Annotated in this window: 22 protein-coding genes; 20 read left to right on the top strand and 2 right to left on the bottom strand. The window is 36.7% G+C overall.

The window, feature by feature from the left end:
• Positions 1–119: 119 nt before the first annotated feature.
• The 13 genes from C1726_RS14415 to C1726_RS14475 all read left to right on the top strand — a co-directional run bounded on the left by C1726_RS14415 (position 120) and on the right by C1726_RS14475 (position 11,624).
• Positions 120–1,124 carry an NAD-dependent 4,6-dehydratase LegB gene (locus C1726_RS14415; protein ID WP_102273796.1) on the top strand — a complete coding sequence of 335 codons (1,005 nt, stop codon included), beginning with the start codon at positions 120–122 and terminating at the stop codon, positions 1,122–1,124.
• Complete coding sequence (locus C1726_RS14420) at positions 1,121–2,281, top strand: LegC family aminotransferase (RefSeq protein ID WP_102273797.1); 1,161 nt, start codon at positions 1,121–1,123, stop codon at positions 2,279–2,281. The genes C1726_RS14415 and C1726_RS14420 overlap by 4 nt, the downstream gene beginning before the upstream one ends.
• Positions 2,282–2,285: 4 nt before the next feature.
• Positions 2,286–3,416 carry a UDP-N-acetylglucosamine 2-epimerase gene (gene neuC, locus C1726_RS14425; protein WP_102273798.1) on the top strand — a complete coding sequence of 377 codons (1,131 nt, stop codon included), beginning with the start codon at positions 2,286–2,288 and terminating at the stop codon, positions 3,414–3,416.
• On the top strand, positions 3,413–4,492 hold the full coding sequence (neuB, locus tag C1726_RS14430; RefSeq protein WP_102273799.1) for an N-acetylneuraminate synthase: 1,080 nt from the start codon (positions 3,413–3,415) through the stop codon (positions 4,490–4,492). Before neuC ends, neuB begins: the two co-directional genes overlap by 4 nt.
• Complete coding sequence (locus C1726_RS14435) at positions 4,482–5,108, top strand: acetyltransferase (RefSeq protein WP_102273800.1); 627 nt, start codon at positions 4,482–4,484, stop codon at positions 5,106–5,108. The genes neuB and C1726_RS14435 overlap by 11 nt, the downstream gene beginning before the upstream one ends.
• A gap of 3 nt (positions 5,109–5,111) precedes the next feature.
• Positions 5,112–6,164: a nucleotidyltransferase family protein gene (locus C1726_RS14440; RefSeq protein WP_102275815.1), complete on the top strand. Its 1,053-nt coding sequence runs from the start codon at positions 5,112–5,114 to the stop codon at positions 6,162–6,164.
• Positions 6,161–6,847: an acylneuraminate cytidylyltransferase family protein gene (locus tag C1726_RS14445; RefSeq protein ID WP_102273801.1), complete on the top strand. Its 687-nt coding sequence runs from the start codon at positions 6,161–6,163 to the stop codon at positions 6,845–6,847. Before C1726_RS14440 ends, C1726_RS14445 begins: the two co-directional genes overlap by 4 nt.
• A gap of 75 nt (positions 6,848–6,922) precedes the next feature.
• Positions 6,923–8,143, top strand: coding sequence for a flagellin lysine-N-methylase (gene fliB / locus C1726_RS14450; protein ID WP_102273802.1), 1,221 nt, complete (start codon positions 6,923–6,925; stop codon positions 8,141–8,143).
• Between the two features lie 542 nt (positions 8,144–8,685).
• Positions 8,686–9,051: a flagellar protein FlaG gene (gene flaG / locus C1726_RS14455; RefSeq protein WP_102273803.1), complete on the top strand. Its 366-nt coding sequence runs from the start codon at positions 8,686–8,688 to the stop codon at positions 9,049–9,051.
• A 14-nt stretch (positions 9,052–9,065) separates the two neighbouring features.
• Positions 9,066–10,580 (top strand): flagellar hook-associated protein 2, encoded by a 1,515-nt coding sequence (locus tag C1726_RS14460; protein WP_102273804.1) that lies wholly within the window; start codon positions 9,066–9,068, stop codon positions 10,578–10,580.
• A 25-nt stretch (positions 10,581–10,605) separates the two neighbouring features.
• Positions 10,606–11,007, top strand: a complete 402-nt coding sequence (fliS, locus tag C1726_RS14465; protein WP_102273805.1) for a flagellar export chaperone FliS — start codon at positions 10,606–10,608, stop codon at positions 11,005–11,007.
• Positions 11,007–11,354: a flagellar protein FliT gene (locus C1726_RS14470; RefSeq protein ID WP_102273806.1), complete on the top strand. Its 348-nt coding sequence runs from the start codon at positions 11,007–11,009 to the stop codon at positions 11,352–11,354. The genes fliS and C1726_RS14470 overlap by 1 nt, the downstream gene beginning before the upstream one ends.
• A gap of 69 nt (positions 11,355–11,423) precedes the next feature.
• Complete coding sequence (locus C1726_RS14475) at positions 11,424–11,624, top strand: YjfB family protein (RefSeq protein ID WP_102273807.1); 201 nt, start codon at positions 11,424–11,426, stop codon at positions 11,622–11,624.
• A gap of 77 nt (positions 11,625–11,701) precedes the next feature.
• Here the strand turns inward: C1726_RS14475 and C1726_RS14480 are convergent, their stop codons facing one another.
• Positions 11,702–12,754 carry an HD-GYP domain-containing protein gene (locus tag C1726_RS14480; protein ID WP_102273808.1) on the bottom strand — a complete coding sequence of 351 codons (1,053 nt, stop codon included), beginning with the start codon at positions 12,752–12,754 and terminating at the stop codon, positions 11,702–11,704.
• A gap of 240 nt (positions 12,755–12,994) precedes the next feature.
• On the opposite strand from C1726_RS14480, the gene C1726_RS14485 reads away from it, so the two are divergent.
• On the top strand, positions 12,995–13,288 hold the full coding sequence (locus C1726_RS14485) for a hypothetical protein (RefSeq protein WP_102273809.1): 294 nt from the start codon (positions 12,995–12,997) through the stop codon (positions 13,286–13,288).
• Positions 13,289–13,673: 385 nt separating this feature from the next.
• Entirely contained in the window at positions 13,674–14,225 is a 552-nt protein-coding gene (hpf, locus tag C1726_RS14490) for a ribosome hibernation-promoting factor, HPF/YfiA family (RefSeq protein ID WP_102273810.1), read from the top strand.
• Positions 14,226–14,510: 285 nt separating this feature from the next.
• On the opposite strand, the gene C1726_RS14495 is transcribed toward hpf, so the two are convergent.
• Positions 14,511–14,639, bottom strand: coding sequence for an FbpB family small basic protein (locus C1726_RS14495; RefSeq protein WP_102273811.1), 129 nt, complete (start codon positions 14,637–14,639; stop codon positions 14,511–14,513).
• A 447-nt stretch (positions 14,640–15,086) separates the two neighbouring features.
• Between C1726_RS14495 and C1726_RS26965 the strand changes: the two genes are divergently transcribed.
• From C1726_RS26965 to secA, 5 genes are all read left to right on the top strand, one after another.
• On the top strand, positions 15,087–15,146 hold the full coding sequence (locus tag C1726_RS26965) for an SEC-C metal-binding domain-containing protein (RefSeq protein ID WP_102275816.1): 60 nt from the start codon (positions 15,087–15,089) through the stop codon (positions 15,144–15,146).
• A 93-nt stretch (positions 15,147–15,239) separates the two neighbouring features.
• Positions 15,240–15,467: a hypothetical protein gene (locus tag C1726_RS14505; RefSeq protein WP_102273812.1), complete on the top strand. Its 228-nt coding sequence runs from the start codon at positions 15,240–15,242 to the stop codon at positions 15,465–15,467.
• Positions 15,468–15,858: 391 nt separating this feature from the next.
• The gene (locus tag C1726_RS14510) at positions 15,859–16,263 is read left to right on the top strand and encodes a nuclease-related domain-containing protein (RefSeq protein ID WP_180968208.1); all 405 of its coding nucleotides are present in this window, start codon (positions 15,859–15,861) and stop codon (positions 16,261–16,263) included.
• Positions 16,260–16,856: a hypothetical protein gene (locus C1726_RS14515; RefSeq protein ID WP_102273814.1), complete on the top strand. Its 597-nt coding sequence runs from the start codon at positions 16,260–16,262 to the stop codon at positions 16,854–16,856. Before C1726_RS14510 ends, C1726_RS14515 begins: the two co-directional genes overlap by 4 nt.
• Positions 16,857–16,998: 142 nt before the next feature.
• Positions 16,999–19,509, top strand: coding sequence for a preprotein translocase subunit SecA (gene secA / locus C1726_RS14520; protein ID WP_102273815.1), 2,511 nt, complete (start codon positions 16,999–17,001; stop codon positions 19,507–19,509).
• Positions 19,510–19,574 lie beyond the last annotated feature (65 nt).

Consider the following 19,574-nt stretch of genomic DNA (forward strand, 5'->3'; position numbering starts at 1 on the left):
TTATAGTATTTTCTAACCATTTATTATATCGTCAAAAATAAGGATAGTTTAATGGTAAGGGCGGAAAAATATGTATGGTGATTTACAAACTTTTATATGTTGTAAAGGAGTTTTAAAAAATGAAGGCAAAAAAGGTATTAATTACAGGGGCAGATGGATTTATAGGCTCTCATTTAACAGAGGAGTTAGTGAGGCAAGGATATGAGGTGAAAGCATTTGTATACTATAACTCATTTAACTCATGGGGATGGTTAGATTCATCACCAGATCAAATAAAAAGTGAGATAGAGATCTTTGCAGGTGATATTCGTGATCCGCATGGGGTAAAGGCAGCGATGAAGGGGTGTGACATTGTACTTCACTTAGCTTCTCTTATAGCTATACCTTATTCCTATCACTCCCCAGATACTTACGTCGATACGAATATAAAAGGAACTCTCAATGTTTTGCAGGCTGCTAGGGATTTGGGTGTTTCTAAAGTAGTCCATACTTCTACAAGTGAAGTGTATGGAACAGCAAAATATGTTCCCATTGATGAAGAGCATCCCTTACAAGGTCAATCGCCTTATTCTGCTTCAAAAATTGGTGCGGACCAAATGGCATTATCATTCTATCGGTCATTTGAGACACCTGTTTCAATTATCCGTCCGTTTAATACATATGGACCGAGACAATCGGCGCGTGCAGTCATACCAACAATTATTACACAGCTTGCCTCTCGTAAAGAGAAAATTAAACTCGGTGCATTAAGCCCTACTAGAGATTTTAATTATGTGAAGGATACCGTAAGTGGATTTATCGCAGTTATGAATAATGCAAGATCAATTGGCGAAGTTATTAATATAGGGAGTAACTATGAAGTTACTATCGGTGAAACAGCTAAAGCAATCGCAGAAGTGATGGGGAAAAAAGTAGAAATTGAAACAGATGAAATCCGGCTGCGCCCAGAAAAGAGCGAAGTCGAAAGATTATGGGCAGATAACCAAAAAGCAAAAGAATTGCTTAGCTGGGAGCCGTTATACGGTGGAATGGATGGATTTAAGCGTGGTTTGAAAGAAACGGCTGAATGGTTTACGAATCCGAAGAATTTATCTCAATATAAGGCAGATGTATACAACATATGAGTAGCGAGTGGCAGGAAATAGCTCAAAGTATAAAAGGAATTTATGGAAATAAAGAATTTATCCCTTTACATGAGCCTACGTTCAATGAAAAAGAGATTGAGTATGTGACAGACTGTATTCGAACAGGCTGGGTATCATCTGTTGGGAAATATGTAGATGAATTTGAGAAGAGACTTGCAGAATATACAGGGGTGAAACGTGCGGTTGCTGTTGTTAATGGTACAGCCGCTCTTCATATCGCGCTTAAAGCCGTAGGAATACAAGAAAATGATGAAGTGTTTATGCCCGCACTGACGTTTATTGCTACCGCAAATGCTGTTTCTTATTTGCAAGCAGTTCCTCATTTTGTTGATGTTTCAGAACAAACATTAGGATTGGATCCAGTAAAGCTTGAAGAACATATTCGTGAAATTGGTGAAATGAAAAATGGCCAACTCATTAATAAAAAGACTGGACGTGTTATTCGTGCAGTAGTTCCAATGCATACATTTGGTCATCCTGTTGCTCTTGATGAATTAATAGATGTCTGTGATCGTTATAATCTTGTACTTGTCGAAGATGCAGCAGAATCATTAGGCTCTTTCTATAAAGGAAAGCATACCGGGGGATTTGGAGCGGTCAGTGCACTCAGCTTTAATGGCAATAAAATTATGACAACAGGTGGAGGAGGAGCAATATTAACGAATGATGAGAAATTAGCTGACTATGCAAAGCATATTACTACAACCGCTAAAATTCCTCATTCTTGGGAATACCGTCACGATGAAATAGCTTTTAACTATCGGATGCCAAATATTAATGCTGCATTAGGATGTGCACAACTTGAGAAGATGGATGAGTTTATCCTTTCTAAGAGAAAACTAACACAGAGATATCAAAAGTTATTTGAATCAATAGAAGGAATCACATTATTTACTGAACCTTTTTTGGGGACGAGTAATTATTGGCTTCAAACCATTATATTGGATGCGCATAAACATAACAGAGATGCGGTGCTTGGGATTTTAAATAGCGAAGGCGTAATGACTAGACCGATATGGGTGCCAATGAATGAATTGATGCCGTATAAAAATTGCCCAGCAGGTGATTTATCAGTGACCAATGAGCTAAACGAAAGAATCATTAATATTCCATCTACGCCAATAAAGGAAGACTGATAAAATGAACAAACGTAAGATTTGTGTTGTCACAGCAACTAGGGCAGAATATGGATTGTTATATTGGCTGATGAAAGAAATCCAAGCAGATAATGAGTTGGATTTACAGTTAATTGTTACAGGAATGCATCTATCTCCTGAATTCGGGTTGACCTATCAGCAGATTGAGAAAGATAGATTTGTCATTGATGAGAAAGTAGAAATGCTTCTATCATCAGACACTCCTGTTGGTGTAGTGAAATCGATGGGACTTGCAACAATCGGATTTGCTGATGCACTTGATCGATTGGAGCCTGATGTACTTGTGATTTTAGGCGATCGATTTGAAATGCTAGCTGTGTCACAAGTGGCATTAATTATGGGTATCCCAGTCGCACATTTACATGGTGGAGAGTTAACATTCGGAGCTTATGATGATTCGATTCGTCATGCGATTACGAAAATAGCGACATGGCACTTTACCAGTACTAATGAACATAGAAAACGAGTGATTCAACTTGGTGAATCACCAAATCGAGTTTGGAATGTTGGAGCATTGGGAATTGAGAATATTTTAAGATTGCCACTTTTATCGAAGGATGAGTTATACACTCAGTTAAATCTCGATAAAAACAAATCACTTTTCCTTATTACGTATCACCCTGAAACGAATGGGGATGGAGAAGGAATTTATTCGTTGCTATCAGCATTAAATGGATATTCTAATATGAATCTTGTCTTTACAAAGTCCAATGCAGATAATGGTGGTAGACTTATTAATGAGGCAATAGAAAGGTATACTGCACAGAACGAACATGCCTATTTGTTTGATTCGCTAGGGCAAGTGCGCTATTTAAGTGCAGTGAAACATGCTGATGCTGTCATTGGTAATTCATCTAGTGGACTTATTGAAGTACCATATCTTCAGTCTCCTACTGTGAATTGTGGGGATCGTCAGGCTGGGAGACAAAGACCATCCTCTGTTTTTGATACTGAGTTAAAAGAAGAGTCAATTAGAAGAGGCATTGAAGAAGCTCTGCAATTTAATAAAGATTATGAACAGATTTTTGGTGACGGAAATGTTTCTCAGAAGATAGTGGACATTCTCAAAGAAGTGCCTTCCTATTGGATTCAGAAGGAGTTTTATGACTTATGAATAAACAAACATACATAATTGCCGAAGCGGGTGTGAATCATAATGGTTCTCTTGAGCTTGCTTTTGCATTAGTAGATGCAGCTGTAAAAGCTGGTGCAAATGCAGTAAAGTTTCAAACCTTTAAGACAGAGAATCTTGTAACGAAAAAGGCAAAGCAGGCTGCTTATCAGGTGAATAATATCGGAGAAGAAACGTCTCAATTTGCCATGTTGAAGAAATTAGAGCTTTCTTATGAAGAGTTTATGCAGCTTAAATCATACTGTGACGCAAAAAAGATTGAATTTCTATCGACACCTTTTGATCGTGAAAGTGTTGACTTTTTGGTAGATGATCTAGGGATTCGTACAGTGAAAATTCCTTCAGGTGAATTAACGAATGCGCCGTTTGTTCACTATATCTCAACAAAACGAAAGCCGATTATTTTATCCACAGGTATGGCAACGATGGGAGATATCCATGAAGCTTTGTCTTTTATGGCATACGGTCTAGCCTATCCAGATAAACAAGTGGAAAAGGAAGTTATTCAGGAATTTTATCATACGGATGAAGCGAAGAAGTGGTTAAAGAACTATGTAACGATTTTACATTGTACGACTGAGTATCCTACGCCATACTCCGATATTAATTTGCGGGCGATGGACCATTTAAAGAAAGAAATTCAAGTTAATGTTGGTTTTTCTGATCATTCAGTAGGTATTTATGTTCCAATTGCAGCAGTTGCCCGTGGCGCCAAAGTGATTGAAAAGCATTTTACTATCAGTCGCCTTTTGCCAGGTCCAGATCATCGTGCTTCTTTAGACCCGGATGAATTATCGGAAATGGTAAGAACGATTCGCAACATTGAGCAATCGTTAGGAAATGGTGATAAGAAGCCGACGATGAGTGAGCAACGAAACCAAATAGCTGCACGTAAAAGCTTAGTGGCTGCAAAGGCGATTGAAGTAGGAGAAATTTTTACGGAAGAAAACGTAACTGTTAAGCGTCCAGGCAGTGGAATGTCCCCTTCTCAATATTGGTCAATTATTGGAACGAATGCATCGAAAAGCTATGAAGAGGATGAGCTAATTGGCGAATAAACCAGTTATTTTGATTGGAAATGGAGGGCATGCGACTGTACTAACAGATATTTTACTGCAGCAAAACTGTTCGATTATTGGATTCACAGCACCTTCAATTCAGGAAAATCGATTTGGAATTCCTTACCTAGGTACAGATGATGTCATCGATTCATATAATAGCGATGATATTGAACTTGTACTTGGTTTAGGTTCAATCGCTGTTTCAAAGGTACGGGAAAAAATATTTCTACAGTTTAAAGAAAAAGGTTACACGTTTTCTCAAGTTATTCACCAAAGTGCAGTCATTTCTCCCTATTGCATGTTAGGAGAAGGGGTGCAAGTAATGGCAGGAACTGTAACTGAAGCTTTTGTAGAAATTGCCGATAATACTATTATAAATACCTCTTCTAGCATTAATCATGACTGTCGCATCGGGAAGCATTGCCACATAGCACCAGGTACGACGCTATCAGGCAATGTAACCGTGGGTGATCTTACACATATCGGTACAGGGTCGACAGTCATTCAAAATGTTCAGATTGGCAGTCAAGTATTAATCGGTGCTGGATCGCTTGTGCTACGGACTATAGGAGATAATAGCAAAGCTTTCGGGGTGCCTGCTAAGGAAGTGTAGATGATGGAAAACTGGAAAGATATATTGATTAGTCCGCATACATCTATTATGAATACGATGAAAATAATTGATGAAACTACCTTGCAATTTGCTGTTGTTGTTGATGAATATACTCGTATACTAGGGACAGTAACTGATGGTGATATTCGACGCGGGTTATTGAAAGGGTTGTCTTTAGACACATCGATTCAAGAAGCTATGAACGATCTACCTGTGTATGAACAAATGGGAAAGAAACGATTTTATTATTATGAATTGATGAAAAAGCTAAAACTGAAACAACTACCGATAGTGAATCAGGAAAAGCAGATTCAAGATATCCTTTTTTTAGATGATGTAGATCAGCAAGCATTTAAAAAAGAAAATACGGTTATTTTAATGGCAGGTGGTCTTGGTACAAGACTCCGGCCTTTGACGGATCATGTACCAAAGCCAATGTTGAAAGTGGGGGACAAGCCCATTTTAGAAACAATTATTGATAGTTTTAAAGGTTTTGGTTTTACTAATTTTATTTTATCAGTGAATTATAAGAAAGAAATGATTAAGGACTATTTTCAGGATGGTAGACATCTTGGTGTAAATATATCGTATATAGAAGAAACAAAAAGACTTGGAACAGCAGGAGCCTTATCACTTTTATCAGACAAACCTGGTCACCCCTTTTTTGTCATGAATGGTGATCTCCTGACAAAAATTAATTATGAGCAACTGCTAAGCTTTCATAATGAAACGGATTCAGTTGCGACGATGTGTGTTCGTGAATATGAGTATCAAATTCCGTATGGTGTTTTAGCAACAGAGAATCATCGTCTTCTGTCGATTGAAGAGAAACCGGTTCATAAAAGCTTTGTAAATGCCGGTATTTACGTATTGAGTCCAGATGTCCTGAAATCTGTTCCTCAAAATGAATTTTTTGATATGCCGGACTTATTTAAACAGTTGATGAATGAACAAAAAGAAGTTTCGGCTTTTCCATTGAGGGAGTACTGGCTTGATATTGGCCGTATGGATGATTACGAGAAGGCCAATTATGAATTCAGTGGAGGCTTTCTATGATTAACAATAAAAAGGTATTAGCTATTGTCCCGGCACGTGGAGGCTCTAAAGGGGTCCCACGTAAGAATGTCCGTAATTTGGCAGGTAAACCATTAATCGCCTGGACGATAGAGACTGGAAAAAAATCGAAATATATTGATCGAGTAATTGTCTCTTCTGATGACTCTGAAATAATTCGAATATCAAAAGCTTATGGAGCAGATGTCCCTTTTATTCGTCCGAAACATCTGGCAGAGGACAAGACACCAGGTATAGACCCAGTGATCCATGCCTTAAAAGAGTTACCCGATTATGATTATGTGGTTTTGTTGCAGCCGACATCGCCGCTGCGCTTAGCAGAGGATATTGATGGATGCATTGAGCAATTGGTGAGAACAAAGTCCTCAGCATGTGTCAGTGTGACAGAATCAGAAAAATCACCTTACTGGATGTATATAGTTTTAGAGAATGGAGGGATGAAACCGTTCATCCCTCAAAAAGAAGTGGCCGTACCGCGTCAGGATTTACCGTCTGTTTATATGTTGAATGGTGCAGTCTACGTTGCAAAAACAGAATGGTTACTTCAAACAAAAACATTTGTAACAGAAGAAACTACAGCATTTATTATGTCAAAAAGTAGATCTTATGATATTGATACAGAAGAGGATTTTTTGTTGTGTGAGTGGAAGATGACCAAAGCGTAAATAGATTTATAGCTTTACAAAAGAGTTGGAAAAACTTTAAAGTGTTAGTAATCTAAAAGTGAAGAGGCAATGTGAATGAAATCGAATACAAGACCAATTTTAATTCCTGAGTATATGAAAGAGTTTCAATGTATTGGTTCAGCATGTGAAGATACATGCTGTGCGGGATGGAATGTTAATATTGATAAAGAGACGTTTACTAGTTATAGAAAAGTGACAAACCCAGTTTTGAAAGATCAATTGAAAAAGAATGTTACTAGAAATCGATCTAATAGTTCTTCGGATAATTATGCGAAAATAAAAATGGATAAAGGGGGAGCATGTACATTTTTAGATGAAGATCATTTATGTAAGATTCAAAAAGAGTTAGGTCAAGAATTTTTATCTAATACATGTGCTATTTATCCAAGAGTGTTAAATAAAGTAGATAATACTGTTGAGAAAAGTGCTACTTTATCTTGTCCAGAAGCGGCAAGATTAGCGCTCCTTAATGGGAAGGGAATTCATTTTTTAGAAGAGGAGGAACCAAGAGATACACCTGGATTTATTGATGGAAAATTTTCTACTGATAAAGATAATGTATTATTTTGGGATTTACGGATATTCTCCATCCGTATTATGCAAGATAGAACAACTTCTATAGAAAATAGACTAATTATTTTAGGATTGTTTTTTCAAAAAATATCAAGTATAGCAACCCATGATTTGAAAGACCGACTACCGATCATTATGGATGAATATTTTTCATCTATATCGAATGGAGCCTTTTTAGCCTCCGTTGGAAATATTCCAAGTAATATATCTTTTCAATTAAGTGTTTGCAAAAGTTTAATTAATTTTCGTTTCTCTTCACGGGTGACTAGTAAAAGGTATATTGAATGCGTGAAAGAAATGCTAGAAGGTTTGAAATTTAACGAGAGTGCTAATTTAGAAGTAGTTATGAGCAGTTATAAGGATGCTTATGAAAATCATTATATGCCATTTATTGAACAACATTCATATATATTAGAGAATTTCCTAGTGAATTATATTTTTAAAAACTTGTTTCCATACGATCAAAAAAATTTCTTCGATAGTTATGTGATGTTGATAGTGAATTTTGCTTTACTAAAGCTGCACCTTATTGGTATTGCCAAGTATAATGATAAACTATCAACTGAATTGGTAATTAAGTTAATTCAATCTTTTTCTAAAACAGTGGATCATAACCTTCAATATTTAACAAATGTCCAGAAATTATTAACTGATAATGGATATACAACGATGGCTCATATGGTTGTGTTACTGAAGAGCTAAAATAGTTTTATGTTCAGTGGCATTTAGAATTGTGGGTATTTGTGAATAATTATATAAGATGGAAAAAGGCTCCTCACTACTATTTAGACTTGCTGAATCGTTTGGTGATAGTCTAAAGGAAACCAATATTGAGGCTCTTATTTCACTAAAAGCGCCGAGCTTAAGCTCGAGCGCTTAAATTTACTAGTGTAATACTTATCTTTTTTTATAAAAAATTTTCATAAAACGTTTTTTTCAAACTATCTGTTTCTTCAATTGACAATTCCCCATTTATCACCTCTACACTTACTAGATATTCCTCTAAGTCCTTGTCTATAATTATCTACTTAATCTAAAGTTTCAAAAATATAAATTGATATCCTTAGCGTGAATGACAGCTTTATCTAAAAGTGGATATCAACTATCACAATAAAGAAATGAAAGTTGAATTCCATTAAAGGCTACAATTTTTTTACTAATTCGATGGAATTCCCCTTTTATTATTAAATTCTTTGTCAATTATTCCGATATAAAAGTGACTAAATCTATTGGAGGCAAGAGTGATGCTAGAAAGTCTTTCAACTAACGTCCTTTCCTCACAGCTTAGAAACACAACTTCAGAAGGAATAAGTTCATATTACCAAGGGAAAATTGATAAGATTGCTTATTCAGAACAACTGAATAACGAAAAGGGATATCAACCGAAAGAAAAGGAAGTTCGGGAAATTGTAGAAAGTATGAATTCGTTCCTAGAACCAGCGCAGACTTCTATAAGGTTTGAGTATCATGAGAAATTGAATGAGTATTATGTAAGAATTGTAGATGATTCTACAAAGGAAACAGTTCGAGAAATTCCTTCGAAAAAGTTGTTGGATTTTTACGCGGCAATGACAGAGTTTGTCGGGCTGATGGTAGACGAAAAAATATAAGTGGGTGATTGGGAATGGTACGAGTAAGTGGATTGGCAAGTGGAATGGATATTGATGACATTGTTAGTAAAATGATGCAGGCGCAAAGAGTGCCGCTTGATAAAATGAATCAGAAGAAGCAGTATTCAGAATGGCAGCGTGATGATTATCGATCATTGAATTCAGCTATGCTAGAATTCGATAAGTTTATTTTTGATGGAATTGGTAAGGAAAGTTCGTTTGCGAAGAAAACAGTAAATGTGTCAAATCCGAATGCTTTGTCAGTAAAGGGTGTTAATGCAACTGGTAATTTTTCAGGAACGATGGAAGTGAAAAATTTAGCTTCATCATCGACGGTAATAGGTGATACTGCAATTGATAATGCTACAAATAAACTATCAGCTTATGGGATAAATCCAGGAGAAAACATCATAAAAGCGATAAATGAAAAAGGAGAAATGCAGGAATATAAGTTTCAAGTTACAGCTGACGATACGATGGATAGTGTGATCAATAAAATAAATTCTGAGACAGGTGTGACAGCTTTTTTTGATGAGAAGACTCAAAAACTATCATTTACATCTAAACAAACGGGAAATATATCCGGCAATATAGACATAAACAATGATAAGGGAATTGAATTTGTGAGTGGAGACTTTTTGGGTAAAGTATTTACTAACAAAATAAGTACGCCAGGGTTAAATGCAGAATTCACTTATAATGGCGTAAAAACTGAACGGACATCGAATGTCTTCACCATCAACGGCGCAGAATTTACTTTAAAGGAAAAAACAACCAGTCCGATCACCTTCTCCTCTACAACTGATGTAGATGCTGTTTTAGATACAATCACACAATTTGTAAATAAGTACAATGAATTAATTGAAAAAATTAGCGATAAAACGACGGAACCTAAAAACCGAAATTTTGCACCATTGACTGCTGAACAAAAGAAAGCAATGTCTGAAGATGAGATAAAACTTTGGGAAGAAAAGGCAAAGAGCGGTACTTTAAGAGGAGACTCTACGCTGAAAAGTTTATTATCTACCATGAGAACATCCTTGTACACTTCAGTTAGTGGGGCAACAGGTATACAAAACTTAAGTGAGCTTGGAATTACCACAACTAAAAACTATCTTGAGGGTGGCAAGCTGACGATCGATGAGAAAAAGCTGAAAGAAGCAATTTCTAAAGACCCTAGTGCAATTTATAAATTATTTATGGCAGAGGGGAAACCGGTTGATCAGACAAAACCGTTTGATGAGAAGACAAACCCGATTGATCCGAAGACACAAGGCTTAGCTCGCCGCTTAAGAAGTGATTTAGATTCAGCGATGAAATCAATTACTGAAAAAGCTGGAAAAACAGGCTATGTTAATGATAAGTTTACAATTGGAAAGTCTCTTAATGATTTAAACAAAAGAATATCCGCTTTTGAAGTGAAATTAACGAAACTTGAAAATAGATACTATAGCCAGTTCACTGCCATGGAAAAAGCGATTCAAAGGGCAAACAGCCAAAGTGCTTCACTTATGCAATACTTTGGATAAGGTTAATTAGAAAGGAAGTTAATAAATGGCCATCAATAACCCATATCAATCATATCAACAAAATTCTGTAAATACCGCTTCTCCAGGGGAGCTAACGTTAATGCTTTATAATGGCTGTCTTAAATTTATTACTATAGGAAAGAAAGCAATAGAAAAGGGGAACATTGAAGATAAAAATACTAATCTTCTAAAAGCACAAAATATTATTAGAGAATTAATGGTTACCTTGAATATGGATGTAGCTATTTCACAAGATATGATGACATTATATGAATTTATAAATCGTCGTCTTATGGAAGCAAATATGAAAAATGATATTTCTGCTTTAAATGAGGTTGAAGAACTGATTACGGATTTCCGTGATACATGGAAGGAAGCGATTCAGATGAATCGTCAAAAACAATTTGCACAAAGTGGTCGGGCGTAATGGAGGAGCTTAAGCAATTTCATGCACTAACTGTGGAGTTAGTTGGTCTTTTATCGAATATGTTTAAGGCGGACCGAGAAGAAAATATAAATAAAATTAGTCAGTTACTTGATCGACGCGAAATTTTGATGGGGTCCATTCACCCACCTTTTTCAGAAAAGGAAAAAAAGGTGGGAAGGCAGCTGTTGCAGCTGAATAAGCAAGTGGATGAGCTTTTGCTTTCACAAAAGAAAGAAATTCAACGAGATATCAATGAATTGAATGCAAAGAAAAAATCATCCAATAAGTATACGAATCCTTATGAAAGCTTTACAATTGATGGTGCATTTTATGATAAGAAAAATTAATTGAGTAATAAATGATTAAATGTTTCTACCCTTATTAAAGAATGATATGGGAAATGAGTTGGTATTTGTATGGATATTGGAATTTTATCAATGGCGTTAAGCCAAGGACAAGTTCAGCAGCAGGCTTCAATATCAGTGATGAAAAAAGTAATGGATCAAGCAAAGGGGAAGGCTGATTTTATTCATCAGATGATGGAAGGATCAAATTTGCAGGTATTGCAACGCACTATGCAGCCGCATCTTGGTGGAAACATTGATTTAAAAGGGTAACAAAAAAAAGGAGCAGCCATTAGGTTGCTCCTTTTAGTTTGGAAACAATATGAAAGTATTTTTTGGTTTTTAATATGTTAATTGTAATTTAATATTTTCTCAGGCGATTCATCTAGCAGGCTCACTATCCTTAATGAAGAATCTCTCCGCAAGTCAATATATTCCTCTTCTGCCTTGACTAAAGGTTGATATGGTTCATTGTCATGAATAAATATAATTTGTGCTTCTTTTCCGTTATTTAATAATACTTTTTGATGAAGGTTCTGCCTCATTATGTACCTAACAAATGGAATGACGATAGCTGGGTTTAATTGGTTATTATGAGCTGCTTCTACAAGCTCATAAACACCAGAAAAATGGGTATCATTGTTGTTATCATTATTTAGATTCATATATTTAGTATTAAAAGCAGCTGCTACAGAAATTATTTGTACGAAGTAGGGAATATCCGCTTCCTTTAATTGATTTGGATATCCACTTCCATTTATTCTCTCATGGTGTTGAAGAGCAGTTAGTGGGATAAGTGGATTTAATTCTGGTATTGTTTTTAATAAACTATACCCAATTTCAGTATGTTTTTGAACGTGTTCAAGTTCCTGATTATTAAGAGATGCCATTTTATGATAGATTTCATTGTCAAATTCCAGCATTCCGATTTCATGAAATAGCCCCATATCTGCTAGTAACAAACAATCCTTTTTATTATAGTCAAGTATTTTACCTATAATTGCAGCGAGTATTCCAACATTTATACTATGTTGATATAATTGCAAACCCTTTGTTCCTGCTGATTGCACAACTTTTAGGATTGAAGAGTCGTAAAGTGATATATTAATTAGTTCATGGTAGCGCTTTCTCAATTCTAACAAATCAATTTCATTATTAAAAAAAAGATTTTGGAATGCTTCTTTAACATAGAGCTGTATTGATTGATAAGGTATAGTATTCTGTGAGTTATCTGTATTAAAATTGACTGAAACTTTTGCACCAAAGCGGTATTTTTGAAGTAAAAGAATATGTATTTCTTTTAAAATTGTTCCTTTTTTTAATAATAATATCCCCTGTTCAGAAAAAATGTCTTCACCGAGCTCGCTTCCAACAAGATCAAATGATATTTGTACTTCCTCCATCCTAATCCCCCATTACAATAATCGACATATTTATACAAAATTTACATATCCCGTCTAAATTTACCATGTTAATTCAAAAAAAAATACTGAAATTATACTACTTTCAAAAAAAGAGGTAAAAGGACCTATTAACCTAAAATACTATATTGACATTTTTGGAATTCATGGGTATATTAACCAGTGGAGAATTATAATAAAATAATATATGGGTATAAATTACTAGTGCAAAGGTGACTGATTATGAACTCTGTGAAATTTGCTTGCAGTAATATAGAAAAAAGAATGATATTAACCAAATACGATTATCATAAAAATGTGCTGAAAAATGAAATTAAAACAATAAAATCTATCAAAATACCAACTCAAGATTATTCCATTAAAAATTTTGAATTAGTGGATTGGATTATAGATGAGTTTACTCCGCAAGAGCTTGAAAATCTTTTGGAAGAGATTAAAATTGTGAAAAAGAGAACAAAAAATATTAAACCCTTTCTTGCAACAATTGCAGTTGGTTTGTTAGGCAAGGCGCAGTAATAAGAGAATATCAAGTTAATAATTAAAAGCCCTTGCTGTAGCAGGTGTTTTTTTCTGTGAGAAACAAAATGGTACACATAAAAATTAAAATCTATATTTTCCCTTCGTGGCTAAATGAGTGGAGTTGCTCTGCTGCTTTTTTGGAAAGTATATTTTTGTTCACAACGTTAAATTTCTTCATTATACAAAAGATAGGTACAAAGTATCCTTCACCAATCCGACAAAATTCTCAAACTTTTTTCATGTACTAGCAGGAGATTTATGGGGTAAAATAGAAATGTAAGTATATAGTCTTTTATTAAGGCTAAGTGTCTTTTACAAAGGAAGCCTGTTAGGCTGAGAAAAGGCACGCAGTATTTGTATAATGAAAAGGAGGAGTTCGCTTATGAATTTTAACATTCGTGGTGAAAACATTGAGGTAACTCCAGCAATTAGAGAATATGTAGAGAAGAAAATTGCAAAATTGGAGCGGTATTTCACCGAGTCTCCAGATGCAACCGTACATGTGAATTTAAAAACGTACCAAGATAAAACCTCCAAAGTAGAAGTAACAATTCCAATGCCGAATTTAGTCCTTCGTGCAGAGGAAGTTCATGATGATATGTATGCAGCAATTGACTTGATTACTGATAAATTAGAACGCCAAATCCGTAAGCATAAAACGAAGGTAAACCGCAAATTCCGTGAAAAAGGCAATTTGCCAGATATGTTCGTTACGCTTGATGACTCTGAAAGAACACCGATAGATGAAGATCAGGAGCTGGAAGTAGTACGTCAAAAAAGCTTTGATCTAAAGCCAATGGATAGTGAAGAGGCGATTCTGCAAATGAATATGCTGGGCCACAATTTCTACGTGTTCACAAATGCAGAAACAAGCTTAACAAATGTTGTCTACAAGCGAAAAGATGGCCGCTATGGTCTAATTGAAGCACAATAAATAAGGGAACCCCGCTGTCAAAAGCGGGGTTTTCCTATGCACGCTGATCAGAATCAGATATTATTTGTGCTGCCTGAATTTGAATTCTTGGCGGATTTTTTACCTCTGAAGTGATTGCTGATGTATATGTTGTCTCTAGGATACTTCAAAAAGTAAAGATTAAAAGCCATTTTTGTAATGCTGCGGTTTTCAATTAACTATTTTCTCCTCTTTTTGTATAATTTTGATTAAAGTAAGAGGGAGTTTCTACACCGCAAATTCCTCCTTTATTATATGTGGGGTGCCTTATTTTGTCTTTGCGTGTTTTTCATCGATTCTTTTTTCGATTTTTTCCATTTGAAGCTTGTCTTTTAATAATTCTTCTTTGTTCTTCTTTGTTAATTCCTCAATTGAGAATCTGATTTTTTTATTCAATGTGAATTCCTCCAATATACTTAGTTTTTAGTGGATGAGCCTTTGATGTACCCGCTCATAAAGTTTTTTTTCGAATGAAAACATGTAATGAACACGTATATCAAAGGCGATTTAGTGCATAAACAGAATAATTTTAGATGAAAAAAGACCTTTACCGCGATGGGTAAAGGTCATAAATAAAGACCTCTACCGCTTGGTAAAGGTCTGGCTAACAATTTTTAGGCTGCCAACAATGCCGAGAGCAAATGCTCTGAAATGACGACAATGCTGTAAAAGCTACTCCCCTTTAGGAGAACAACTATTCAATTTATAATCACATTATATAAAGAGAACGAGAATATGTCAATCATAGCGGTTTTACATGTAATCAATCTGTCAAAACTAATAGATCAGAATAGAAGAATAGAATATAAACAGATTCCATTGGGATAAGGGAGAAGCTGAAAAATGACTACTGTAAAAGTAAGCCGGAATGAACCATGTCCGTGCGGAAGAGGGAAGAAGTAAAAAAAATGCTGTGGGAACAAGGATGCCATTTCTATAACAGATGTGATTGATCATGAAGTGCTGGAGCTGCAATAGGAAGCGAGAATTTTTGCTATGCAGCGGTATAGATATGAAATAAACGACGTTTTTGAAGACTTTCTTCAAGTACTAGAGGATGCCGATAAGGAAGATGAGGATTTCTATGAATTTCTGCACCCGTTTTGGTTTCTTGTATTTGAACCGCTGGAAGATGAAAAAACCATTATGCAGAAGTTTATTGAGAATAAACTTCACAAGGTTTCGCACACAAGAGTGAGAAAGATCCTTGAATCTTGGCAGTAAGGCTATGCTGTCGCAGGAATTGTAAAGGAATATCGGGAGGATCGTCTTATTATTGAAGATACACTTACGGGTAGGCAGTATCCTGTCGATCTTTTTGAACATTCGCGAGATTACGAGGAAGGGGTATTTGCTTTTGCGATCTTGCATCGCTATGGAGAACATTGGGCTCTTCGGTGATTTGGTGCAATTAATGTTGTTGACCGGAATATACGGGAACATGACCGGAATACCATAATTTTGACCGGAATAATGAGGAAATTGACCGGAATATTAAAGCTTTGACCGGATTACATGAAAAATGTGAATAAAAAAGTAAATATGAGAAATTAGGAAGGAGTTCTTTATGATATATAGAAAGTAGATACTAAAATTTTTAAAGGAGTCGATGAAATTGATTGTAAAAGAACGTACAATTCCAATCAAGATTCAAAAAATCGAAGCGCTTTTAAGAAGAATCCCAAAAAGTCATTGGAAAAGAGCTGAAATGGAAGCAGATCTAGCAAAAAGATGGGCTGGATTCAGAGGAGAACAGACTCTAGACTTTCCTCTAAGCAAGCTTCTCGAAAAGGACTTTATGATATTCCATGGTCTACGCCTTTCCAACGGAAAACACTTCTTCCAAATAGACACTTTACTCCTCACCACTTATTTTGCACTCGTTCTTGAAGTGAAAAATTATACGGGAACGCTGTACTTTGATCCCCTACTGAATCAGCTCATTCAAACCACCCCAAACCGGAAGTTAAGGGATATGCCAATCCAATTGAACAGGCTCGCCAGCAGCGGATGGAAATGAAAAAATGGCTGAAAAAACGTAATATCTCTATTCCGAATGATTTCCTAATTGTTATTAGCAAGCCCTCTACCATCATCCAAACATCTCATGGATACATGAACATGCTGCAAAAGGTTCTCCATTTGCAATTTCTATTAAGCAGGATCGAAAAAATAGGTTCATCTTATAAAAAAGAAGTACTCCATACAAAAGAGCTCAAGAAAGTTTGCCGAATTCTATTAAAAGAACATTCACCAGAAACCTTTGATGCTCTAAAATTTTACAAAATTCCTCGACATGAAATCCTCACTGGTGCTCTATGCTCTAATTGCCCATCCCCTATAGCTCTGAAGAGACACCATGGAACTTGGTTCTGCACGAATTGCGGGACAAAGGATAAAACAGCTCATGTCAAAGCAATAAATGATTATTTTCTTCTAACAAATGATTCGCCCATTACTAATAAGCAGTTCCGTCATTTTCTCCATCTTTCCTCAGCAGATATAGTTAAAAAATTGTTGGCTGGAATGCCGTTGCCTAACAAAGGTGCTACAAAAGGAAGAGTTTACCTTCCTGCTTCAGATTATCAAAATATTACTGAATTAAAAGGGTAGTTCCGTTACTGCACTTATTCACCACACCCTCATAAGTTGTCACCCCCTAGTGAAAGTGGTAATATTAATAGGTATAATATGAGATTTCATGGGAGATTTTTACTGAAAATCTTTTCCTATCCAATATAAAGGAGCGTTTTAAATGCTTGGGATTTTAAATAAGGTGTTTGATCAAAATAAACGCGAACTAAAACGACTCACAAAAATTGCAGAACAAATTGAAGCACTCGCGGCTGATACGGAAAAATTAACGGATGATGAGCTGCGCGGCAAAACAGAAGAATTTAAAGCACGCTATCAAAAAGGCGAAACATTAGATGACTTGCTTGTTGAAGCATTTGCTGTTGTGCGTGAAGGCGCAAAGCGTGTGCTTGGCTTGTACCCATACCCGGTTCAATTGATGGGGGGAGCTTCCCTTCATGATGGAAACATCTCTGAAATGAAAACAGGGGAAGGTAAAACGCTAACTGCGACGATGCCAGTATACTTGAATGCTATTTCTGGTAAAGGAGTTCACGTAGTTACAGTCAACGAATATCTTGCTAGCCGTGATGCTACTGAGATGGGGCAGCTCTATGAATTTTTAGGACTAACAGTTGGGTTAAACTTAAATGGACTTTCAAAGGAAGAAAAGCAAGCAGCCTATGCAGCTGATATTACGTACAGCACAAATAACGAATTAGGCTTTGATTATCTTCGTGACAACATGGTTCTTTATAAAGAGCAAAAGGTTCAGCGCCCGCTTTTCTATGCGGTCATCGATGAAGTGGACTCCATTCTAATCGATGAAGCACGTACCCCGCTGATTATTTCTGGAACAGCGCAAAAGTCGACAGCTCTTTATATTCAGGCTAATGCGTTTGTCCGTACATTGAAAAAAGATGAAGATTACACATATGATGAGAAAACAAAAGGTGTTCAGCTGACAGAAGAAGGAATGACGAAAGCAGAGCGGGCTTTTGGCATTGAAAACCTTTTCGATATTTCGCATGTCACACTGAACCACCATATTACACAAGCGTTAAAGGCGCATTCAAGCATGCATCTTGACGTGGATTACGTTGTTCAAGAAGGCGAAATCGTCATCGTCGACCAATTTACTGGCCGTTTGATGAAGGGGCGCCGGTATAGCGATGGTCTGCATCAGGCAATTGAAGCAAAAGAAGGCTTAGAAATTCAAAATGAAAGCATGACCTTAGCGACGATTACATTCCAGAACTACTTCCGTATGTATGAAAAACTAGCGGGAATGACTGGTACAGCGAAAACGGAAGAAGAGGAATTCCGCAATATTTACAATATGAATGTTGTTGTTATTCCTACGAACCGTCCAATTGCCCGTGATGACCGAGCAGATTTAATTTATTCATCAATCGATGGCAAGTTCCGTGCGGTTGTGGAGGATATTGCTGAGCGTCATAAGAAAGGCCAGCCGGTCCTTGTCGGTACAGTTGCCATTGAAACTTCGGAGATTATCTCTAAATATTTAACGAAAAAAGGCGTACACCATAATGTCTTGAATGCGAAGAACCACGGGCGAGAAGCAGAAATCATTCTCGATGCCGGTAAAAAAGGTGCAGTCACGATTGCGACAAACATGGCGGGCCGTGGTACGGACATTAAGCTAGGTGAAGGGGTTAAAGAATTAGGCGGACTAGCTGTTATTGGTACAGAGCGACATGAGAGCAGACGGATTGATAACCAGCTTCGCGGACGTTCTGGCCGTCAGGGAGATCCAGGGATAACGCAATTCTACCTTTCCATGGAAGATGAATTAATGCGCCGCTTCGGTTCAGATAATATGAAATCGATGATGGAGCGTCTTGGCATGGATGATACCCAGCCGATTCAGAGTAAAATGGTCTCAAAAGCGGTTGAGTCTGCTCAGAAGCGAGTAGAGGGCAATAACTTTGATGCGCGTAAACAGCTTCTTTCCTATGACGATGTTCTTCGTCAGCAGCGTGAAATCCTTTACGGGCAGCGTAATGAAGTATTAGAATCAGAAAATCTTCGTGAAATCGTTGAGAAAATGCTGATGACTTCACTCGAGCGCAATGTTCATGCCTTCGCACCAGCGAGCGGGGATGAGGATGAGTGGAACCTTCAAGGGCTGATTGACTACGTAAATGGAAATCTGCTTCATGAGGGAGATATTACTGTCGATGATCTTAAAGGCAAGGATACAGAAGAGATCATTGAGGCCATTTATGCAAAGGTGAAAGAACGCTATGACGAAAAAGAAGAGCTTCTTCAGCCAGAGCAAATGCGTGAGTTTGAAAAAGTCATCGTTCTTCGTGCGGTTGATACGAAGTGGATTGACCATATTGATGCGATGGATCAGCTCCGTCAAGGGATTCATCTTCGTGCATACGGTCAAATCAACCCGCTTCAAGAGTACCAGCAGGAAGGCTTTGCGATGTTTGAAAATATGATTGCAGCAGTCGAAGAAGATGTTGCAAAATACATCATGAAGGCTGAAATCCGCAACAACCTTGAGCGTCAAGAAGTTGCAAAAGGCCAAGCGGTCAACCCGAAGGAAGACGGGGAAAAGGTGAAGAAAAAGCCTGTTGTCAAACAGCTTGATGTCGGCCGCAATGATCCATGTATTTGTGGAAGCGGGAAAAAATATAAGAACTGCTGTGGAATTGGATAATTCAAAAAAGCCCGGCAAGCTGTTCAATGAATAGCTTTGCCGGTGTTTTTTTCTTATAGGGTGTA

It is taken from the genome of Cytobacillus massiliigabonensis (genome assembly GCF_900199725.1).
GTDB classification, from domain to species: Bacteria; Bacillota; Bacilli; order Bacillales; family Cytobacillaceae; genus Cytobacillus; species Cytobacillus massiliigabonensis.

Excerpts from the sequence above, each read along its gene's own strand:
- C1726_RS14415 (WP_102273796.1), top strand. The coding sequence starts at position 120 with ATGAAGGCAAAAAAGGTATTAATTACAGGGGCAGATGGATTTATAGGC.
- C1726_RS14420 (WP_102273797.1), top strand. The coding sequence starts at position 1,121 with ATGAGTAGCGAGTGGCAGGAAATAGCTCAAAGTATAAAAGGAATTTAT.
- neuC (WP_102273798.1), top strand. The coding sequence starts at position 2,286 with ATGAACAAACGTAAGATTTGTGTTGTCACAGCAACTAGGGCAGAATAT.
- neuB (WP_102273799.1), top strand. The coding sequence starts at position 3,413 with ATGAATAAACAAACATACATAATTGCCGAAGCGGGTGTGAATCATAAT.
- C1726_RS14440 (WP_102275815.1), top strand. The coding sequence starts at position 5,112 with ATGGAAAACTGGAAAGATATATTGATTAGTCCGCATACATCTATTATG.
- C1726_RS14445 (WP_102273801.1), top strand. The coding sequence starts at position 6,161 with ATGATTAACAATAAAAAGGTATTAGCTATTGTCCCGGCACGTGGAGGC.
- fliB (WP_102273802.1), top strand. The coding sequence starts at position 6,923 with ATGAAATCGAATACAAGACCAATTTTAATTCCTGAGTATATGAAAGAG.
- flaG (WP_102273803.1), top strand. The coding sequence starts at position 8,686 with ATGCTAGAAAGTCTTTCAACTAACGTCCTTTCCTCACAGCTTAGAAAC.
- C1726_RS14460 (WP_102273804.1), top strand. The coding sequence starts at position 9,066 with ATGGTACGAGTAAGTGGATTGGCAAGTGGAATGGATATTGATGACATT.
- fliS (WP_102273805.1), top strand. The coding sequence starts at position 10,606 with ATGGCCATCAATAACCCATATCAATCATATCAACAAAATTCTGTAAAT.
- C1726_RS14470 (WP_102273806.1), top strand. The coding sequence starts at position 11,007 with ATGGAGGAGCTTAAGCAATTTCATGCACTAACTGTGGAGTTAGTTGGT.
- C1726_RS14475 (WP_102273807.1), top strand. The coding sequence starts at position 11,424 with ATGGATATTGGAATTTTATCAATGGCGTTAAGCCAAGGACAAGTTCAG.
- C1726_RS14480 (WP_102273808.1), bottom strand. The coding sequence starts at position 12,754 with ATGGAGGAAGTACAAATATCATTTGATCTTGTTGGAAGCGAGCTCGGT.
- C1726_RS14485 (WP_102273809.1), top strand. The coding sequence starts at position 12,995 with ATGAACTCTGTGAAATTTGCTTGCAGTAATATAGAAAAAAGAATGATA.
- hpf (WP_102273810.1), top strand. The coding sequence starts at position 13,674 with ATGAATTTTAACATTCGTGGTGAAAACATTGAGGTAACTCCAGCAATT.
- C1726_RS14505 (WP_102273812.1), top strand. The coding sequence starts at position 15,240 with ATGCAGCGGTATAGATATGAAATAAACGACGTTTTTGAAGACTTTCTT.
- C1726_RS14515 (WP_102273814.1), top strand. The coding sequence starts at position 16,260 with ATGAAAAAATGGCTGAAAAAACGTAATATCTCTATTCCGAATGATTTC.
- secA (WP_102273815.1), top strand. The coding sequence starts at position 16,999 with ATGCTTGGGATTTTAAATAAGGTGTTTGATCAAAATAAACGCGAACTA.